Annotated in this window: 19 protein-coding genes; 7 read left to right on the top strand and 12 right to left on the bottom strand. The window is 45.8% G+C overall.

Features of this window, described 5'->3' with window-relative positions:
• Positions 1-60: 60 nt before the first annotated feature.
• Together H6F77_RS08920 and psaM are read right to left on the bottom strand one after the other, a co-directional pair.
• Positions 61-462, bottom strand: a complete 402-nt coding sequence (locus H6F77_RS08920; protein WP_190487435.1) for a slr1601 family putative cell division protein — start codon at positions 460-462, stop codon at positions 61-63.
• 323 nt (positions 463-785) lie between these two features.
• Positions 786-881, bottom strand: a complete 96-nt coding sequence (psaM, locus tag H6F77_RS08915; protein ID WP_190487433.1) for a photosystem I reaction center subunit XII — start codon at positions 879-881, stop codon at positions 786-788.
• A 245-nt stretch (positions 882-1,126) separates the two neighbouring features.
• On the opposite strand from psaM, the gene H6F77_RS08910 reads away from it, so the two are divergent.
• Positions 1,127-1,882 carry a MeeY/MeeF family manganese export membrane protein gene (locus H6F77_RS08910; protein WP_190487431.1) on the top strand — a complete coding sequence of 252 codons (756 nt, stop codon included), beginning with the start codon at positions 1,127-1,129 and terminating at the stop codon, positions 1,880-1,882.
• Positions 1,883-1,964: 82 nt separating this feature from the next.
• Here the strand turns inward: H6F77_RS08910 and ndk are convergent, their stop codons facing one another.
• Positions 1,965-2,414 carry a nucleoside-diphosphate kinase gene (gene ndk / locus H6F77_RS08905; protein ID WP_190487429.1) on the bottom strand — a complete coding sequence of 150 codons (450 nt, stop codon included), beginning with the start codon at positions 2,412-2,414 and terminating at the stop codon, positions 1,965-1,967.
• 192 nt (positions 2,415-2,606) lie between these two features.
• Positions 2,607-3,719, bottom strand: coding sequence for a D-alanine--D-alanine ligase family protein (locus tag H6F77_RS08900; protein ID WP_190487427.1), 1,113 nt, complete (start codon positions 3,717-3,719; stop codon positions 2,607-2,609).
• Positions 3,720-3,880: 161 nt separating this feature from the next.
• Between H6F77_RS08900 and H6F77_RS08895 the strand changes: the two genes are divergently transcribed.
• Positions 3,881-4,030 carry a hypothetical protein gene (locus tag H6F77_RS08895; protein WP_190487425.1) on the top strand — a complete coding sequence of 50 codons (150 nt, stop codon included), beginning with the start codon at positions 3,881-3,883 and terminating at the stop codon, positions 4,028-4,030.
• 171 nt (positions 4,031-4,201) lie between these two features.
• Here the strand turns inward: H6F77_RS08895 and H6F77_RS08890 are convergent, their stop codons facing one another.
• From H6F77_RS08890 to H6F77_RS08880, 3 genes are all read right to left on the bottom strand, one after another.
• Complete coding sequence (locus H6F77_RS08890) at positions 4,202-4,870, bottom strand: hypothetical protein (RefSeq protein ID WP_190487424.1); 669 nt, start codon at positions 4,868-4,870, stop codon at positions 4,202-4,204.
• 8 nt (positions 4,871-4,878) lie between these two features.
• Entirely contained in the window at positions 4,879-6,243 is a 1,365-nt protein-coding gene (miaB, locus tag H6F77_RS08885; protein WP_190487422.1) for a tRNA (N6-isopentenyl adenosine(37)-C2)-methylthiotransferase MiaB, read from the bottom strand.
• Positions 6,244-6,405: 162 nt separating this feature from the next.
• Positions 6,406-7,056: a Uma2 family endonuclease gene (locus tag H6F77_RS08880; RefSeq protein ID WP_190487421.1), complete on the bottom strand. Its 651-nt coding sequence runs from the start codon at positions 7,054-7,056 to the stop codon at positions 6,406-6,408.
• Positions 7,057-7,647: 591 nt separating this feature from the next.
• On the opposite strand from H6F77_RS08880, the gene H6F77_RS08875 reads away from it, so the two are divergent.
• A complete protein-coding gene (locus H6F77_RS08875; RefSeq protein WP_190487420.1) occupies positions 7,648-8,196 on the top strand; it encodes a hypothetical protein in 549 nt (182 codons plus the stop codon).
• A 152-nt stretch (positions 8,197-8,348) separates the two neighbouring features.
• Here H6F77_RS08875 and H6F77_RS08870 read toward each other — a convergent pair whose 3' ends face one another.
• Positions 8,349-9,782, bottom strand: coding sequence for a carotenoid oxygenase family protein (locus tag H6F77_RS08870; protein ID WP_190487419.1), 1,434 nt, complete (start codon positions 9,780-9,782; stop codon positions 8,349-8,351).
• On the opposite strand from H6F77_RS08870, the gene H6F77_RS08865 reads away from it, so the two are divergent.
• Both H6F77_RS08865 and H6F77_RS08860 read left to right on the top strand, forming a co-directional pair.
• A complete protein-coding gene (locus H6F77_RS08865; RefSeq protein WP_190487418.1) occupies positions 9,777-10,049 on the top strand; it encodes a hypothetical protein in 273 nt (90 codons plus the stop codon). The genes H6F77_RS08870 and H6F77_RS08865 overlap by 6 nt on opposite strands.
• Positions 10,033-10,815 carry a carbonic anhydrase gene (locus H6F77_RS08860; RefSeq protein WP_190487417.1) on the top strand — a complete coding sequence of 261 codons (783 nt, stop codon included), beginning with the start codon at positions 10,033-10,035 and terminating at the stop codon, positions 10,813-10,815. The genes H6F77_RS08865 and H6F77_RS08860 overlap by 17 nt, the downstream gene beginning before the upstream one ends.
• Before the next feature lie 209 nt (positions 10,816-11,024).
• On the opposite strand, the gene H6F77_RS08855 is transcribed toward H6F77_RS08860, so the two are convergent.
• The 3 genes from H6F77_RS08855 to gloA all read right to left on the bottom strand — a co-directional run bounded on the left by H6F77_RS08855 (position 11,025) and on the right by gloA (position 16,221).
• Positions 11,025-13,166: an NACHT domain-containing protein gene (locus H6F77_RS08855; RefSeq protein WP_190487416.1), complete on the bottom strand. Its 2,142-nt coding sequence runs from the start codon at positions 13,164-13,166 to the stop codon at positions 11,025-11,027.
• 219 nt (positions 13,167-13,385) lie between these two features.
• Complete coding sequence (locus H6F77_RS08850) at positions 13,386-15,512, bottom strand: tetratricopeptide repeat protein (protein WP_190487415.1); 2,127 nt, start codon at positions 15,510-15,512, stop codon at positions 13,386-13,388.
• A gap of 253 nt (positions 15,513-15,765) precedes the next feature.
• Complete coding sequence (gene gloA, locus H6F77_RS08845) at positions 15,766-16,221, bottom strand: lactoylglutathione lyase (RefSeq protein ID WP_190487414.1); 456 nt, start codon at positions 16,219-16,221, stop codon at positions 15,766-15,768.
• Positions 16,222-16,369: 148 nt separating this feature from the next.
• On the opposite strand from gloA, the gene eno reads away from it, so the two are divergent.
• Positions 16,370-17,656, top strand: coding sequence for a phosphopyruvate hydratase (gene eno, locus H6F77_RS08840; RefSeq protein WP_190487508.1), 1,287 nt, complete (start codon positions 16,370-16,372; stop codon positions 17,654-17,656).
• Between the two features lie 63 nt (positions 17,657-17,719).
• Here the strand turns inward: eno and argC are convergent, their stop codons facing one another.
• Entirely contained in the window at positions 17,720-18,781 is a 1,062-nt protein-coding gene (gene argC / locus H6F77_RS08835; protein WP_190487413.1) for an N-acetyl-gamma-glutamyl-phosphate reductase, read from the bottom strand.
• A 140-nt stretch (positions 18,782-18,921) separates the two neighbouring features.
• Between argC and relB the strand changes: the two genes are divergently transcribed.
• The gene (gene relB / locus H6F77_RS08830; protein WP_190487412.1) at positions 18,922-19,167 is read left to right on the top strand and encodes a type II toxin-antitoxin system RelB family anti-toxin; all 246 of its coding nucleotides are present in this window, start codon (positions 18,922-18,924) and stop codon (positions 19,165-19,167) included.
• Positions 19,168-19,632: the final 465 nt, after the last annotated feature.

The following is a 19,632-nucleotide window of genomic DNA, read 5'->3' as shown; positions in this document are numbered from 1 at the left end:
AGTTAAAATAAACAGTAAAACGAATAAATTCTGCCTTTCGCCTTTTTACTTTTGCCTTTTCTAAGGATCGGAAGACGATTCCTCATCCATAGCGCCGTTGTCCATCAAGACAACCTGACGTTGAGTTGGGTCAACGCGATGGCTTTGCTCCTGCATAACAGTTTTTGCTTGTCGGGGATCGAAATAGCGACTGAAGTCACTCTGCAAGCGATTGACCCGTTTTTCAGTTTGCTTAACTTCCGAGTTAATTTCTCGGAGCTTCGTTTGCTGAGACATATGATAAGGAAGGAGTTGCACCAGCGCCGTTATGGCTGCTGCGGACAACACCACGTTTACGGCTAACTTCGCCGTTGTTTCAACAGCAACTGCCCGGTAAGGATGGCGTTGTTGTCGCTTCCGCGTAGCCACCCGACGAGACTCGGATGGTTGCAGGTGAGGTTGTGATTGTTGGATTGCATTCATGCTGACAGGATACCACTCTAGCCGCAAGCGTCAGTAAGTCTGGTGTAGGAGAGGCAAAAAGCGGTCATGTTTACTGCTGCTTTCTTGCCAAGAGGTCTGCTGAGTAAGGGTTTCGCTAGACGTGACATTCGCCACAATAGCGATCGCAATTTAAACTTACGTCTATATTTTGACAAACTCGCCTAACTATAAATTAGCGCAGGGCGCTTTAAAGCCCTGGATAGCAATTCTTCCAGACAATTACCCGGACTATGCCAGTATTGTCCGGAAGAAATACTCGCCTTGGTTAAGATAAGCTCCCTGCGACATTATTAGCGGACGACTTACTTGTACAGTTCAGTCGCCAGCCGGAAGGCACAGATGCCAGGAATCAGCGCGACAACTAAAGCAATATAGATTTGGGTATCTGATAGAGACATTGTTTGAGACTCCTTATTTCAGGGATGATCATTCAACAATTTCTAGTAAACTGGCCCTTCGCGAACCATTTTGTAACAAGTTGCAACACAAGATTTTAGCAATTGCCGCCCCTGGCGGGGTAATCGGCGTTGAACGTGGGACAAAAAGTTAAGCTAAGTTAATAATGTAGCAATCATTTTGGCACGTTTGGGGCAATTTGCTCTTTGCTAATCCAGTTGCATCTTTCAAGTTCCACTAATTGTTAATGCTAGACCAAATCCTAAACTCTCCGTTCAATATCGGAATTGAAGCTACGGTTGTACTGCTTGTCCTCATTGCGTTAGAGGCGGTACTGTCTGCGGATAACGCGATCGCTCTGGCTGCCATTGCCCAAGGCTTAGAAGACCCCGCGCTCCAGCGTCGCGCTCTCAATATCGGATTGTTATTTGCATATATTTTGCGAATCACTCTGATTTTGACAGCTACCTGGGTGGTTCAGTTTTGGCAGTTCGAGCTATTAGGCGCATTGTATCTGCTGTGGCTGGTGTTCCAATACTTTACCTCCCAGGACGGCGAAGACAACGAACATCGCGGCCCCCGTTTTGCTTCGCTATGGCACGCAATTCCGATGATTGCGATTACGGATGTGGCCTTTTCCCTCGATAGCGTCACAACGGCGATCGCTGTCTCTAAGGAAACCTGGCTCGTCCTCACTGGCGGCACGATTGGTGTTATCACCTTGCGATTCATGGCAGGATTGTTCATCCGCTGGCTAGATGAATTTGTCCATCTTGAAGACGCTGGCTATATTACGGTTGCTCTTGTGGGATTGCGGCTCTTAGTAAGAGCGATTAACCCCGACATGGTACCTCCAGAATGGGTGATGGTCTCCTGTATTGCTGTGATATTTGCTTGGGGATTTTCCCAGCGCACCATTACTGACGAGCAAAGTGTTGAAATTGAGACTCAGAGCGTAGGCGAATCGGTAGACAGCCAGACAAAAGAAGTGCAAAAGCGGTAATGAGAGCGATCGCGCTGAGTTATGAGTTTTGATTTATAAATTATTTTCTTTTAATTCAAAACTCATAACTCAGAACTCATAACTATTCGTACAGCCAGCTTGTCAAGCTCGGTTGCCAGTTGACGAGTTCTTCATCTTTAAACCACAGGCCAATCTCGCGCTGCGCTGTCTCTATAGCATCAGAACCGTGAATCAGGTTGCGACCAATACTCACCCCAAAGTCTCCCCGAATCGTTCCCGGTTCTGCTGTGAGCGGGTTGGTAGCACCAATGATTTTTCTGGCAGCGGCAACGACGCCATCACCTTCCCACACCATCGCCACAACGGGGCCAGAGGTAATAAACTCAACCAAACCCCCAAAAAAGGGTCTTTCGCGGTGAACGTCGTAATGAGCCTCTGCCAGTTCCCTGCTGACGCTAAGCAATTTCAGACCAACGAGGGTAAAGCCTTTGGCTTCATAGCGACGGATTATTTCGCCCACGAGTTTGCGCTGTACGCCGTCGGGTTTGACGGCTAGAAATGTGCGTTCCAAAGTTATCTCCCAGAATTTAAGCTGTTTAAACCAAAATTCAGATTAGCTTAGAACGACGCCTGGTGATTGGTAATCGACGCAGCGATGGGCAGCTTATGAGCGTAGACCTTCGATCGCTATTGCAGCGTTGGGAAAAAGTTGCACGCTAGTTGGGAAGCCGGCGATCGCCTCTTCTTCATTACCAATCGCCCATTAAGCAGAATGCCGCTCTAGTGCGAACTGAATCAACTGATCGACCAGTTCTGGGAAAGAAATACCAGTTGCAGCCCACAGTTGGGGATACATGCTCGTCGCGGTGAAACCGGGCATGGTGTTGATTTCATTAATCAAAACTTCGCCAGTTGATTCTACATAGAAAAAGTCCACCCGTGCCAAACCAGCGGCGTCAACTGCGGCAAAAGCTTTTAAAGCCATTTCCTGAACTTGAGCAGCGATCGCTTCTGGTATCTTCGCCGGAATATCCAAACCAGCTAAGCCCTCTGTGTACTTAGTCTCGTAGTCATAAAAATCGCTGTTAAAGGTAATCTCTCCAACGACTGAAGCTTTTGGGTTGTCGTTGCCTAAAACAGCACACTCAACCTCTCGCGCTACCACGCCTGCTTCCACAATTAGACGGCGGTCGTAGCTGGCGGCATTATCGAGGGCGGTTTCTAATTCGGTGCGCGATCGCGCTTTGCTTATGCCCACCGATGAACCTAAATTTGCAGGCTTCACAAAACAGGGATAGCCCAGTTTAGCTTCTATCTCGTCGCACAACTTGGGAAACACGCAAGGATTAGACCATACCTGGGATCTATTGAGAGCAACATATTTCACCTGTGGCAATTCAGCCTGAGCAAAAGCCATCTTCATGGCAATCTTATCCATGCCCAAAGCCGAACCCAAAACCCCAGAACCTACAAAGGGAACCTGCATTAACTTCAGCAAGCCCTGAACCGTCCCATCTTCACCATTAGGGCCGTGTAAGATGGGAAACCACACATCAACCTCATCCACCTGAGAGAGAGATTGCCAGCGACCGATCTGTTGAGTGTTGGAAATTAAAAGTTCGCTGCTGGAAGTTGTGGGAGTGGCGTCTTGAGTACCCTCCTGTAATTGCAAGGGGGTTCCAGATTCCAAGACTTGTTGAGCCACTTGTGCGGGTAGCCAGCGCCCATCTTTTTGGATGTATAAAGGTAGCAGTTCGTACTTATCGCTATTTTGGGGCGAGGTAAGGGCGCGTGCGATCGCCCGTGCCGAACTAAGCGAAACTTCATGTTCTCCCGAACGACCGCCAAACAATAGCCCAACCCGCAATTTTTTCATCTCTAATCTCCCTCAACTTATCGACGCCGCTAGCCTACCACAGACAGGAGCCGCGAGGCGATCTTAGTAGAATGGCGCTGGCTTAAGCGAAAAGTAATTGTTTGTTGGAAAAACTCTGATTTGGGGGACGTTGCTTCCCAAGCCCCCCACTGGGGGACGGAGTGCCTCCCCCAGACCCCCTGCACATGCGATCGCTTGTGATTGGAAAAACCCGGATTTGGGGGACGTTGCCCCCCAAGCCCCCCACTGGGGGACGGAGTGCCTCCCCCAGACCCCCTGCACAAGGAGCAAGCGGTTGCGATCGCAGTTAAGTTTATTATTTTTTCTTCTTAAGCCAGTGACATTCGATCGAAGTCCGATCTGCGGCTACATCCTTCATCCTGGAGAAGCTTGACTCAGGACATTTTTTAGGGCTAATACAGTTTCTTTAGTTCGTAGTAGTTTTGGCATAGCGATCGCCTTCTTCAATAAGACGATAACAATCAGGAGCGTACTACTACTTTCCAAGGGTGTTCTATGCTGGTGGCTTGATCTGGTTCGAGAACAGCAATCCGCCATCCTTTACCCCAAGGCCGAGCCAATACTAACATATGAGGATTTGCTGCTTTTACTTTTTCCGCCGCCGCTGTTGTAAGTTCGGCTAATGGAATTTTTTCGGCTGGCATAGGTGGGATTGCCAGCGGCGTTTCTGCTATTTTCCCCTGCTCTAAAACAACCATATCGGTATTAGCGGCTTGTATCTTTTGCTCCGCTTTAGCCGTAGGTTGGACTAATGGAATCTGTTCGCTATCGGTATTAGCGGCTTGTATCTTTTGCTCCGCTTTAGCCGTAGGTTGGACTAATGGAATTTGTTCGCTTGGCTTTCTGGGCGTGGATATTTGAGGTTGTATAGTAGGTTTCTTAGCCTTTGGCGGCAGCAATTTGTATTTATCGGCAACGCGGCGAGTGTTAGCGCCTAACAAGAAAGTAAAGCGACAAGCCAGCCAAGTTATAGTCCCAGCAGCCACTCCCGTCCAGTACAGCAGCACGAAGGCATTGTATAACCCGTAAGCCAAGCGTGGGGGAAGAAAAACAGCGTCTTCCATATCCCGGCGGAGGTGTGGAAGACGTGAGGCAAATTCTATTTTCCACAAGCTAAGAAATGTTTTCATTCTATTTCTCAAACTGGCATTGGCTGACGCACTTCTATTTGCTCACCTGTCAAACTGAAGGGGCGAACTTCTGTTATTTTAACTTTTACCAATTTGCCTTTGAGTTGACCGATATCACCCGTAAAAAAGGTGAGGCGATTACCGCGCGTGCGTCCCATTAACTGAGTTGCGTCTTTGGGATTTTGGTCTTCTACTAAGACTTCTTCAATACGGTTAAAATAACGTTGCGATCGCTCTGCTGCTTTAGTTCCTACCAGATGATTCAAACGCTGCAATCTATCAGCTTTCACTTCTTCACTTAGCTGATTTTCCCATAAAGCGGCTGGCGTGCCCGGTCGTGGAGAATATGCAGCAGTATTCAACAAGTCAAAGCCAATATCTTCCACCAGTTTAATTGTATTTTCAAACTGTGCTTCCGTTTCGCCAGGAAATCCGACAATCGCATCAGCACTAATCGACGCATCCGGCATATAGCGGCGAATTGTGTCAATAATCCGGCGATATTTCTCCGCGGTATAACCACGCGCCATCGCCTTCAGCACATCGTTATCGCCAGACTGGAAGGGAATGTGGAAATGTTCGCACACTTTAGGCAATTCGTTACAAGCGCGAATCAGCCTTTCTGTGAAATAACGCGGATGACTCGTAGCAAAACGAATGCGCTCGATTCCCGGCACATCATGCACGTAGTAGAGTAGATCGGTCAAGGTATGCTGATGGCGACCTTCAGCCGTCGCCCCAGGCAAATCGCGACCGTAGGCGTCAATATTTTGCCCCAATAGCGTCACTTCCTTGTAGCCTTGACGCGCTAATTCTTCCATTTCAGCGCGAATTGCCTCTGGAGTGCGCGATTGCTCTACGCCCCGCACGTTGGGAACGACGCAGTAAGTGCAGCGTTCGTTGCAACCATAAATTACGTTTACCCAAGCCGTTACTTTGCTATCGCGGCGGGGTTTGGTGATGTCTTCAACAATATGAATAGATTCTGTGGCTACTACCTGATTGCCATCGAACACCTGTTCGAGCAGATCTTGCAAGCGATTGGCGTGCTGCGGCCCCATCACTAAGTCTAACTCTGGCACGCGACGCAGCAGGGCTTCTCCTTCCTGCTGGGCGACACACCCTGCCACTATAAGAGTAAGGTCGGCTTGTTCGTGCTTGCGCTTGGCTTGTCTGCCGAGGTAAGAGTAAACTTTTTGTTCGGCGTTATCCCGAATCGTGCAAGTGTTGTAGAGAATCACGTTAGCATCGTTGGGGTCTTCTGACCACGCAAAGCCCATATTTTCAAGGATGCCAGCCATGCGTTCGGAGTCGGCTTTGTTCATCTGGCAGCCGAAGGTAGTGATGTGGTAGCGGCGGGGTGTGGTGGTCATGGTCAATCGTGCTAAATCGGTGGAAGGCTAGAAGCCTTATTTTAATTGTAGTTAAGGCTAAGTTGTAGAAAAACCTTTCCGGCGCGATCGCTTTTTATGCCATAAGTCTCGCTTGCGCCGCTTAGATTGGCATCAGTTAGCTAGCAGTATTTATATCGGCCTTTATCGGGAAATAGCTTGCATTTGGCTAATTAACCAAGCATATACCTGACTTCTACCAGTTTCGCGGCTGCGCTGTAAAGCTTCTTCTAGCAGATTAAACGGTAACTCTGCCAAAACTTGAGACTGGGCGATGCGTTTGCTACCACCATCTGCAATTGCAAAAGCTATTAATGTTGCCTGACGTACATTTCCCACCCAATATTCACATACTCCCAATCTCTCATAGAGCATTCGCTTGCCTCCAATATCATCTGAAAGGGAGGTTTTGGCTACTTCAATTACTAAATCTGGTGGCGGGTAAACATCCAAATTAACTATTGAAGTGTCAGGCGGAATAATTTCGGCGTTGTCGCCAATGTAAAAGGCTAAATCTGGTTGCGCTTCGGCTTCATTAGTTTTCCTGAAAGTACAGTTAGTTAGTCCACTTATGGGAATGCTTTTGATAGCGCAGAATAACTGAATGGCATACCCGAGTAGGGAGTTATCGTAGGAATGGTCGTAACCTTGGGGAGTCATTTCAATCCTTAACTGTCCGTTGTGGTAATATCCCTTGGCGCGTTCGTAAGCTGGGTTATCAAGTGCTTGTATGTACTCTTCCCAAGTAGCCACAACCCATTCATCGGTTGGTAATTTTGCCTGTAGTTTACTCATACCTGAATAGTCAGTTTTTAGTGCTATAAAATCCACAAGGCACGGGCTGGGTAATCTCAGTATAGATGCAGGCTCCCCAACCAGGCGACCCTGGCGATCGCGGGCATTTGTCCCATGTTGGCTTTGCTTTCCGCTGGGGTGCGCTATGGGTGCGATCGCCCTAGCGCATGGCTTAGGCTGCTACGCCTAATTATTGTTTTTACAGATAATAATACTTTTCTACTTAGCATTGTGGATTTTCTCCGGATGGCTTAGCACCAAGTCTGGATTAAGCAGTAGAAGCTCAAATACAAACAGAATTATGCGCGTCTAATTTTGTCGTTATATATCAATAAATCCTTAGATAAGATAGCAAGAAAAATGCTTTTTATATTTGGCTTGCTAATGAATTTGCTCTAGAGCGCGAGACAAAAAATATTTTTATTTGCAAAGCGCTCGCGCCACTCTCTGCAAACTCTAACCCCCGGTTTTTTTGATAAAACCGGGGGTTTTTTTAATTTTACTCTTTGCAGAAAATATTTTTATTTTTGTACTGATAGCTCATTAGCAAGTGGGGATAAGTGAGTAGATCATCAAACAAGGACATCACAAATGCGCGTCTCCAATACTATTCTTTTATCAACTATGTTACTGACTGGCTTAAGCGTTAATTTAAAAGATGCGGCTGCAAAGGACGCTTTTAAGCTACAAAACTCCGATTTCATGCAAACACATTTAGTGGCTGAAAAATTAGATGGTAATAAAGATAATCGTGGTAGCGGCAGAAAAACGCCATATCAAGTTGATATTGACTCTAGCGACGCTTTTAAAGTAGCGGCTGAAAATTCCGGAGAAAGCAAAGATAATCGCGGCAGCGGACGCAGAGATGTCCAAAGTAATAGAAATTTCACGCAACTAAATAATGGTGGAAATTCTGATGGTATTCAACAACATTTAGTTGCTCAAAAACCAAGCCAGGGTACTTACAATCGTGGCAGCGGCAGGAAAACCCCTGGTGCGGCTAACAACATTTTTAAGCAAATTGATAGCGAAAATCGCTATGCTTTTAAGCTGCAAAACTCAGGGTATATAGTAGTGGCTGAAGAGTCAGAAGATTCGGCAAACCGGGGCAGCGGCAGAAGAACGCCCCAGAATGCTTAGATATAAAGTATCAATAAGTAATCTGTAAAGGTCTGGATTTATAGCTGACGCACCGAGCATAAATCCACCCACTACAAAAAGCATTGCTCTCTCCTTGGGCAATAAAAAACCGTTTTCTTATGAGAAAACGGTTTTCCTTTTTATCTATGTAGTTAAGCAGGCTTCCAAGTGCCGTGAAATCCCATAGGGATGACGCTAGGTAATCCTAGCTTACAAACAGGTGGTTCATCCAGGCGATCGCTATCGTAAACCCAAACTTCGCTAGTATCAGAATTGCCATCATAGACGACTGTAACTATCCAACCTTGGCTAGGATTAATCGCATCGGGGGCATAAATTGGTTCCATCGGATAGCGATTTTCACCCAAGTCAGCTTCGGTGAGAGTGTGGGTTTTGCCGTCGAAACGAGCGATCGCGCCATATATTTCTTGGCTGATATCTACCCCTTTCTTTTGCACCGAAAGATAGGTATAGCGCGAAGGTTGACCGAATTGCGACGGCGGTATGACTGGGAATTCACAATCTCGATCTACCAATTTCTCCAATTCAGTTACTTTGCTGGTTTGGGGGTTGATATGCACTTGCCACAAATTAGCTTCTGCGGCGGTTTTAGTTTGTCCTGTTGCTATTTCTTTGAGACGTTGGTTAGTTGTAAAGTCTTGATAGCGGGCAAAATCGATAATAATTGAACCGCTATCATCGACGTAGCCGTTACCGAAATGCCACTGATACCAAGATTCTGTTTCTCCACGACTGACTAAAGATAAAGTTTCGCGGTCAAAAACTAAAATTTGAGTTCCTAACTTGGGTTGCCATTCCATCGCGTCACTGTAGCTGTTTAAACCTATTAGGACGGGAATGGCATTTACGCGGACTGGGGGAATGAAAAACACGAGATATTGCCCAGCCATGACAAAATCATGAATTAAGGGAAGACCATCGAGAGTAACTGATGATTTTTGTAAAATTTTGCCAGTGCGATCGCTCTTATAAATATTCAGCGTCGATTTCAATCCAGGGGTAACGCCAAAATTGAATATTTCCCCAGTCTCCGCGTCGCACTTGGGATGAGCAGAATAAGGCAATAGCTTATTTAACCCAGATAGATCCTCTAATCCCTTAGTTTCCAGCGTTTCTAAGTCCAGTGCGTGGGGTTCGCCTCCTTCCCACAGTGCTAAGAGTTTATCGGGTAGCGCGATAACAGAGGTATTGGCGACATTTTTAACGGATTTGAGCCATTTATTCCATATTGGCCCCGGTGCGGTCATGCCATAGTTGCCGTAAAGTAACTTATCAGCGGCAGTTTCTTCTTTGTAGCCTTCTGTTTGCACGTAGCGATAGAGTCCGGTAGCACCCGCATCGGTGAAATGTACGCCGAGGATGGCACCATCTCCATCAAACCAGTGTCCCACTGGTATGCCACCGCGTTCCAGCCTACCGGGGCCATTGCGATAGAGGGTTCCGCGCAAGCCTGCGGGAATTTTGCCAGATAGCAGAGGTAGGGGAGTGAGAGGAAATTCTTTGCCTGGTTGCGCGATCGCTTTTGCCCAAGCTTTGCGGGTAGCGGGTTTGCTGGTTGTTTGCATATCAATATTGAAGAGGGTGGCGGTCGGGCTAGTAAACAAGCTCTTACTTTATTTTGGTTGGTTTTGCTATTCCGTTACAATGAGTCTTCTGGAGGCGCGATCGCAGTTTCCTATTTATTGCTAGTTATTAGATACGCAACCTCACCCCAACCCACTTCACGAAATCAGAAGGGACAGAAATTCTCCCCTCTCCTCGCAGGAGGGGGGTTGGGGGTGAGGACATCACCCTGGCTGGAGAAACATCTGCTCTATGAAGAAACTAATTAAAGGTCTGCGTGAGTTCCAAAGCGGCTACTTTAGCATGCACCACGAGTTGTTTGAGCAACTCGCTCACGGTCAGACACCGAGGGTGTTGTTTATCACCTGCTCTGATTCTCGAATCGATCCGAATTTGATTACTCAAGCTGGTGTCGGCGAACTTTTTGTTATCCGCAATGCTGGCAATTTGATACCGCCTTTTGGCGCAACAAATGGCGGCGAAGGAGCAACACTTGAATATGCCGTTCATGCTTTAAACATAAACCAGATAGTTGTCTGCGGTCACTCTCACTGCGGCGCGATGAAGGGATTGTTGAAATTGGGTAGTTTGGCTGGAGAAATGCCCCTAGTTTATGAATGGTTAAAACAGGCTGAAGCGACTCGTCGGCTAATTCAAGAAAACTACACAGACCTTGACGGGGAAGACCTTCTGGACGTGACGATTGGTGAGAACGTGCTAACGCAAATCGAAAATTTGCGGACTTACCCAGTGATTCACTCTAAACTTCATAAAGGGCAACTGACTCTACACGCTTGGTTTTATCAAATTGAAACGGGACAAGTCTTGGTGTACGATCCTGACTGTGATGAATACGTGGCACCATCCAGCCCGCTTCCTGCTAAGACTAGCGTCCTTAAGAAGAACGTGCCACCCCAAATCCAAGTTCCCGCAAATAATGGTGAGTCTGTAGGGTTTAAGAGGGAAAGAATTCCATCGATGCCGTTATCTCCAGAGCAAGCGCAACGGATTTACAAGGGTTCTAGCAATCGATAAACGTGCGGTTTGTAGCAGCCGTAACTTATTAGTGAAGGCGAGAAACCCGACTTATTTAAGAAGTCGGGTTTCTTAATATTTAGGTAGTGTGGGCTAGGCGCGGTGATTAAGTTATGAAATCAATGGATAAATTTTAATTCGCGTTGTAACCCACAATCACCTAAAAAATATACGTTCGCCAATCAAATAAAATTGCCATCTCAGCAATTTTATTTATTAGGAATAAGCAACATCCGCTCCTCTATTTCTTCCCATGTTTTAGGCGACACCGGCACTTCTGCTTGTTTGCACTGCAATATGAGGTAATTGGCGTATAAGTAATTTTCCAAGTCTTTGGCTTCTTCCTCGGATAAATTGACTAATTCTGGGCCGATATTGAAAGCTTGGAGCCAGATTTTCTGAAAGCGACCCTCAAATCTCTGATGCCCTTCCAGTGGCTGTTTAGTGAGGGTAATTCTATCTTTCAGTGCTTGGAGATGGGCATTTAGCCTAGTAAAGTCTACGTTATTGAAGATTTTTAGTTTCTCAAGTTCGCTGGCGCTCGCGATGCCGACGGCGATAGCGTCGGCATCGTGGGCGGAACAGGTGGTGTTGACTGTGGCGTCGGCGAGGGCGATGACGTTGGCGTAGGCGATGTCGTAGGCGTAGGCGATGTCGTAGGCGTAGGCGATGATGTAGGCGTTAGCGATGTGGTAGGCGTAGGTTTTAGTGCGTGTGCTGGCGTTAGTGATGGCGTTGGCGATGGCGATCGCATTTGCGCGTTTAGCAACAGGCTTAAAGTTTCCTTGCGATCCATCTGTTGCCTCTTCCGCCCAGTTGAGTAAAGCTTTTAACTTGGGAGTGTTGATGTATTTTTGAGCTTCTTTTTCCATCAGTAACAGCAAGTCATATGCCCCACCGTCCATCAATTCAGCTACACGCAAAAACACCTCTTTCCAGCGTTTATCTGAAAGGTGTTCGGTAACTAACTTCTCAACTAGGTGACGATCGTTAATGTATTTGGCAGTTAAATATTCCTGTAGCGTCAAATGGGAGAACGAAAATATATACTCGGCTCGCTTTACCAGAATACCTTGTTGAACAGCAATGGCATTCAGTACCGCCTTACCGTCTACATACGGAGGTGCATTTAGATTACTTGCTAGAAATGTTTTGATTTGCTCGACAATTTCTCGTTGATCGAAAAATAGCTTATCTGCCTCGAAACCTTTGTAGGCAATCTCAGATAAAAGTATTTCTTGTAGCTCTGTATGCAGTCCTTGATAAATCTCATCTTGCAAAATCAGCTTTTCTACCGCCCATTCCTCTAACAATATCCCCAGTGCCTTGCGATATAGATCGCTGCGCTTATCGGGAAAGTTTTGAGAATGGCGCTCATATACCATACAGAGAAACTTCAGCAATAATGGCGTATAGGCTAACTTTTTGGCAGCTTTATTTTCTGGTTTTTGCAATACCTCCCAGCATTTCTGAGCTGTGCCAGCCTTTTTGTCTGCCTCTGACTGAAACCAGTTATGAATAAACTGCTCAATCTGGGAATCATCAAAATCTGCCATTGCCACATCGCTAAAGCGGGGAAAACTGCTGCGATAGGCGGCGGTGCGACAGGAGGCAATGAAGCGATTTTTATCGTACAAGTCAACAAAGTTCTGAATTTGGCCGATCGCCTCATTCATATTTTTTGTTGGCACTTCATCCAGCCCATCGAGCAAAATCAGCAACTTGCCTTGCTCTAATAATTTTTTTGTGGATTTCTCAGGGGAGGGAAAACCACAGGTGCGAAACTCGTCAGCAATGACTTTCTCGATATTAATTTCGTCAGCGTTAAATCTTTTCAATTCGATGAAAACGGGGATACAGCCGTGCTTAAAGCTTCCCTTGTCGCCCTTCAGCGCTTCCAGTCCCATCCGCCGCAAAAATGTAGACTTTCCTGCTCCTGGCCCGCCCAGTACCATTAAATATTGCTTTTCGTTGGCAACCTTTAGCCCATCTTGCTTAGGGCGGTTTTTACGCTGATAACTGCGCCCTTTAGCTTCGCGGTAAGCTTTTTCCAGCTTATCAATTGACTCAAACCGATAAATATCCTGCTCGTCCAAAAACTGAACGCCAGTATATATTGACTCCAAAGCTACAGGTTCCCGCATTCCCAAAACTTTCAGGATGCCGTGACGCTCACTATAATTCTGGACGTATTGCCTCGTTGCGTTAAAAAATAGCTGCTGAGTTTTCTCGTCTAAAGCATTGCCAAATAGCCCCAGTAGCTTGCCTCCCTCATCCCAACCTGCTTTAAGAAAGATCCCCACTAAACTTTTAATTGCTGCGTCCGTAACGATGGGTTCAAATCCTGTCATAGGGTTAGGGGTGAGTTACTACAAGTATGTCAACAAGATAGCCTCTGCTGTTTACAGACTGCCAATCATTGCAAGCAAAAATTATGCCTTTGGTTATACTTGCCGATTGTCGTGCGTCTTCCAGAAGCGCGATCGCAATAAAATAACCCCTCTCCTAAATTAGAAGAAGGGTTATAGGCGATCGCTTAAATAGTGCGATCGTATTCGCTGTCTATAATGTTAGTCTTTGGAAGTTCTATTATTCGAGAACGGACAACGCTGAACTGTGTCTGAAGCTTGCGCCGTACCTCTTAATTGTCGTATTCCTACTTCCATTTCACTCAGCTTTTCTTGCATTCCACAATAATTAACTTGCATCACGCGCAATTCGTCTGCGGATACGCGCTTTTTCTCATCCATCTGCCGCATTTCGGTTTGAGATACTTTGAGTTTTTCTTCAAATTCCCGTACCTCACCTTGCATCGCAGCTAAACTTTGTTCGAGGCTTTTCATCTCGGATCTTTTTGACTTAATATTGTCTTCCGAAGATTTAATTTCCCCGCGAACAGCCACTAACCTTTCTTCTAAAGCGCGTACTTCTGAATTAGATGCTTGCAGCTTATCTTCCGAAGATTTAATATCCCCGCGCAAAGCTACCAACCTTTCTTCAGATTTCTGCGCTTCCGATTGATATGCTTGCAGCTTGTCTTCCGAAGATTTAATTTCCCCGCGCAACGCTACCAATCTTGCTTCAGATTTACCAAACTCTCCTTGAGAAGCTTTTAGTTTATCTTCCGAAGATTTAATATCCCCGCGCAAAGCTACCAACTGCTGTTCAGATTCGCGATACTCTGATTGAGATACTTTTAGTTTGTCTTGCGAGGTTTTGATATCCTCGCGGACAGCAACTATTCTTTCTTCTAATTTCTGTATTTCTGTACTAGAGGCTTTCAGCTTATCTTCCGATGTGTTAACCTCTCCTCGCACTGCAACTAATCTTTGTTCTAATGTTTGCAGTTCTGTCTGCGATGCTTTCAGCTTATCTTCGGAGGATTTAATATTGCCGCGCAAAGCTACCAACTGTTGTTCGGATTCGCGATACTCTGCTTGATATGCTTTCAGCTTATCTTCTGAAGATTTAATATCGCCGCGCAAAGCTACCAACTGTTGTTCAGATTCGCGATATTCCACTTGATATGCTTTTAGCTTGTCTTCCGAGGTTTTGATATCGTTACGGACAGCAACCAACCGCTCTTCAGATTTACCAATCTCTACTTGAGATACTTTTAGCTTATCTTCCGATGTTTTGATGTTGTCACGAACAGCAACCAACCTTTCTTCAGATTTGCGAATCTCGGATTGAGATACTTTAAATTTATCTTCTGCTGTGCGGATGTCGCTTTGCAGCGCAACTAACTCGGTTCTGGATGATTTTAATTTTGCCTCCGATTCCCGCGCCTCAGTTTGAATTGCAACTAACCTTTCTTCAGATGTTTTTACAGCAGACTGAGATGTTTTTAGCTTCTCCTCAGCCATGGTGATGTTGGCTTCTAGAGCAACTAAATCTGCTTTGGAAGAATTTAATCTTGACTCGGCTGTGCGTAAATCGTTTTGAATTGCAACTAGCCTACCCTCAGAAGTCTTTAAGTCAGATTGAGATAATTTTAGTTTTTCTTCTGTTGTGCGAATTTCCCCTTGAACGCTAGCAAGATTTTGTTGCGCTATCTTGATATCGTTTTGGACTGCAACGCTTCTTTGCTGCGATGTTTCCAGGTCGGTTTGGGATGTGCCCGAATTTTTTAACGCTGCTAGCAATCCAGAAATTTCTAAATCGTTAGGCTGTATTTTGCCTGCATTTTCTACTGATGATATCGCTTCTTGATAACGATTTAAGCGGTATAAAGCAAGACCGCGCCCCTTCCAGGCTTGATAGTTGCGAGAATCAGCTTTAAGAACTTCATCGTAAGATAATGCCGCTTCTTGATAGCGATTCATTTGATAAAGAGCGTTGCCTTTTTCAACCAAAGCTAAAAAGTAATTTGGCTGGAGGTTAATTGCTCGATCGTAGGATGCGATCGCTTCTTCATATTGCCCTAAATTACTCAGCGTGTAGCCGCGCCAGTACCAAGCTGTAAATGACTTTGGCTTAATTTTAACTACTTGGTCAAAAGCGGCGATCGCTTCTTTATATTTCCCAATTCCTCGCAATTCACTAGCTTGTATAAATAACTCATCAGCACTTGGAATCTGAGCAATGATTCTAGAAGCGCGATCGTCCTGTGGCGCGAACGTCTGGGCGCTAGCACTGCTAACTCCTGTAGTGATGAGAGTGCCTAATGTTAATACTAAAAAATTGAAATTTTTCATCTTACGCTTTTCTCGGCTATCTGTTATAAAACATAGCTATAAATATTTACAAACACCATAGTAAAATTACCGAGCAAAAGGCAGTTATGTAGATGCCATTGTTGTTAAATAAGTAATTTTTCTGACAAAAATATAGCCAATAAAAACTCGTGGGCAATGAAAGCGATCGCATAGCTACAAAAAAGCCCGCGATCGCGGGCTTTTTTCCCATAGCCGCACCCTTACATACGTTACATATAGGATGCGGGCGACCTTAATCGTCTATCAGGCGTCTGGACGATCTTGCCATTTCAGGTGTCGCTTCCTGCTTCTGGGCAGATCCCTGACTCCCCAACTGAATCAACTCAACCTTGTATCCATTCGGATCTTCCACAAACGCGATCGTCGTCGAACCGTGCTTCATCGGCCCCGGTTCCCGCGTTACCTTAGCACCAGCAGCCTTAATTTCCTCGCATTTAGCGTAAATATCATCAACCCCAAGCGCAATATGCCCGTAAGCATCGCCCAAGTTGTACTTATCCACGCCCCAGTTATAAGTCAGTTCCAGAACCGTGTGGTCTGACTCGTCGCCATAACCCACAAAAGCAAGCGTAAACTCGCCTCCCGGATAATCTTTTTGGCGCAGCAGCCTCATGCCCAACACATCACAGTAGAATTTCAAAGACTCTTCTAGATTGCCGACTCGCAGCATCGTATGTAACATTCGCATCGTTTTAATCCCAAATTCCTTCTTAATATGACGCTTGAGCGTCCGTTCAGGACGTATTCTAACAAGCGGACTATATAAGCCTATCGAAGGCTTAACCAGGTGTGAGTTAGTTGCAATTTCCTATCAAGGGTGAAACGGAATGATTAACATGTCAGATACCGCCATCGATGCCATTATCGCTCGCGAAATCCTCGACTCTCGCGGTCGCCCCACCGTCGAAGCAGAAGTATATCTAGTCAACGGTGCGGTGGGATTAGCTCAAGTTCCCAGTGGAGCCTCGACGGGGACTTTTGAAGCCCACGAACTGCGCGACGACGATCCCAGCCGATACAGTGGCAAAGGTGTCCTCAAAGCCGTGCAGAACATCGAGGAGAAAATTGTTGACGAACTGTTGGAGTTAAACGCGCTCGATCAAGTCTTGATTGACCGCACGATGATCCAACTCGACGGATCGGAGAATAAATCAAACTTGGGCGCCAATGCTATCCTGGCAGTCTCCCTGGCAAACGCCAAAGCTGCTGCTATCAGCGTGGAACTCCCTCTCTATCGTTACTTGGGCAGTCCCTTATCCAACGTACTGCCAGTCCCCTTGATGAACGTGATCAACGGAGGAGCGCACGCCGATAACAACGTGGATTTCCAAGAATTCATGATTGTGCCTGTGGGTGCGCCTTCGTTTAAAGAAGCGCTGCGCTGGGGAGCCGAAGTATTTGCGGCTTTAGCCAAGGTGCTAAAGGATAAGAAATTGCTGACTGGCGTCGGCGACGAAGGTGGTTTTGCTCCTAACTTAGAGTCAAATCAGGCAGCTTTAGAATTGCTCGTTGCTGCTATCGAAAAAGCTGGCTACAAACCAGGCGAACAAGTAGCCTTAGCCCTAGATGTCGCAGCCAGCGAATTTTACAAAAATGGGCAATATGTCTACGATGGCACTCCCCACTCGCCCGCTGAGTTTGTTGATTACATGGCTGGGTTAGTCGGGCAATATCCCATTGTCTCGATTGAGGATGGTCTGCACGAAGAAGACTGGGAAAATTGGAAACTTTTAACTCAGAAGTTGGGTAGCCGCGTGCAACTTGTGGGAGACGATTTGTTCGTTACCAACCCCATCCGCTTAAAGAAAGGCATTGAGCAATCTGCGGCTAATTCGATCTTGATCAAGCTCAATCAAATTGGTTCTCTGACAGAAACTTTGGAAACTATCGAACTTGCAACCCGCAATGGATTCCGGTCGATAATCAGCCATCGTTCTGGAGAAACCGAGGATACAACTATTGCAGATTTAGCCGTAGCAACACGCGCCGGACAAATTAAAACTGGTTCGCTTTGTCGCAGCGAAAGAGTAGCTAAGTACAACCGCTTGCTGCGAATTGAGGATGAATTGGGCGAAAAGGCAGTATATGCCGGGGTAGTTGGTTTAGGGCCAAAGGGATTTTAGATTTTGGATTTTGGATTGGTAATTACTATCGCCAATCCAAAATCCAAAATTCAAAATTCAAGATTAGGGATAGAAGCACATTTGGGGCAACCCCTGTGTTTCTTCCCAACCCATCATTAGGTTGAGACACTGAATCGCTTGGCCTGCTTGCCCTTTGACTAAGTTATCGATCGCTGACATGACAATTACGCGGTTGGTGCGGGGGTCAACTTCGATGCCGATGTAGCAGAGATTGGTGCCGCAAGCCCATTTAGTTTGGGGATAAACGCCACCGTCTAAGACTTTGACAAAGGGAGAGGAGCGATAGAAGGCTCTGAAAATTGTAATTAAGTCTTCTCGCACTAAGCCCGGATCGCGCAGTGTTGCGTAGACGGTTGCTAATATGCCGCGCACCATCGGAACCAGGTGGGGGGTAAATTGCACTCGTACTTCGTGACCTGCTAAGTCGCTGCACACTTGCTCGATTTCTGGGGTGTGTCGGTGACGACCGCCGACGCTGTAGGCTCCAAAGGAGTTGTCTGCTTCAGCTAGCAATAGATTGGTTTTGGCTTGTCGTCCGCCTCCGGATGCGCCAGATTTGGCGTCGATGATGGAGGTTTCGGGCAAGACTAAGCCTTGCTTGAGGAGGGGTGAGAGTGCCATTAAGCTGGCGGTGGGGTAGCAACCGGGACAACCTATGAGCTGGGCTTCTTTGATGCGATCGCGGTATAGTTCCGGTAAGCCATATACGGCTGTTCCTGCGATTTCTTCATCGTTGCGATCGCTGCCGTACCATGCTGCGTATGTCTCTAAGGATGTAAATCTATAGTCTGCTGACAAATCCAGCACTTTGCAACCTTTTTCCACCAGTTTTGGTGCCATCTGACAAGCCAAACCGTTGGGGAGTGAGAGAAAAACAACTTCGCAGCGTGAGGCAATGTTGTCTAAATCTATCGCCTCTATCTTCAGATCTACGGCATGGCTCAAGTGAGGATATAGGTCGGAAAAAGACTTCCCAGCACTGCTTTCTCCACCTAAGTAAACCACTTCAACCCCTGGATGATCCATCAGGAGCCTTACCAGTTGCACGCCACCGTAACCTGACGCGCCAACAATTCCTACTGGCACACGTTTTAAATCACCCATGATATTTAACCCTAACAGAGCTACTGCCTTAAAAAACGATTTGCTGAATTCTAGATCAGGTTGCGTTCTGGGAAGATATATTTACCCATATCTTATGGCTTTTTTTAATAATCACACTTATAGTGTGTAGATAAATCGCCATGAGAAACAGTAATTTTTTTGGCGTGGCAGCAAATCCAAGTCTGGAAAAATTTGGCGATCGCATTCGGAAATTGAGAAAATCGCGGGGTCTTTCCCAAGAAGAGTTAGCAGAACTAGCAGGGCTGCATCGCAACTACATTGGTGGTATCGAGCGCGGTGAGAGGAATATTGCCCTGTTAAATATAGTGCGGTTGGCTAAAGCTTTAGGAGTATCGCCAAGCGAATTGTTGAATGGAATTGAGTAAATTATATTTCTTATGTTTATATGCTTGTCTAAATACTCCTTGAATATCTTCCATTTTCCTCTTATTTAAGCGAATATAAATAGTAATAAATTAGGATTTTTACTGTTTATTTAGGTAATAATTTTTGAGTAATGCAACAGAGAAAATGAAGGATTCGCACATAGCCCTTATCGCTTATAAAGAAATAAATGTTAGTAAACTAAGTTCTTTTTTGTATAAAAAATAGCTTAAGTTAAGCAACAAGATTATTTAAAATTGTTAACTCCATTTAATAAATTTAAAAGGTTTATAAACCAGCAATTTTTATATTATTTGCGAATATATAGCGCTCATAAATCAGTTGCACAATCTCTTTTTACCTCTTTCCTTTGCGCTCTTTGCGTCTTCGCGGTTCGTTAAAAAAAGCACATTAGAAAAACCCAAATTAAATAAAATCTTTATATAGATTTGTAGTTTGTTAAATTA

Origin of the sequence: Microcoleus sp. FACHB-831 (genome assembly GCF_014695585.1) — a bacterium.
In the GTDB taxonomy this organism is placed as follows: domain Bacteria; phylum Cyanobacteriota; class Cyanobacteriia; order Cyanobacteriales; family FACHB-T130; genus FACHB-831.
This window is presented reverse-complemented; position numbering and strand designations above follow the sequence as displayed.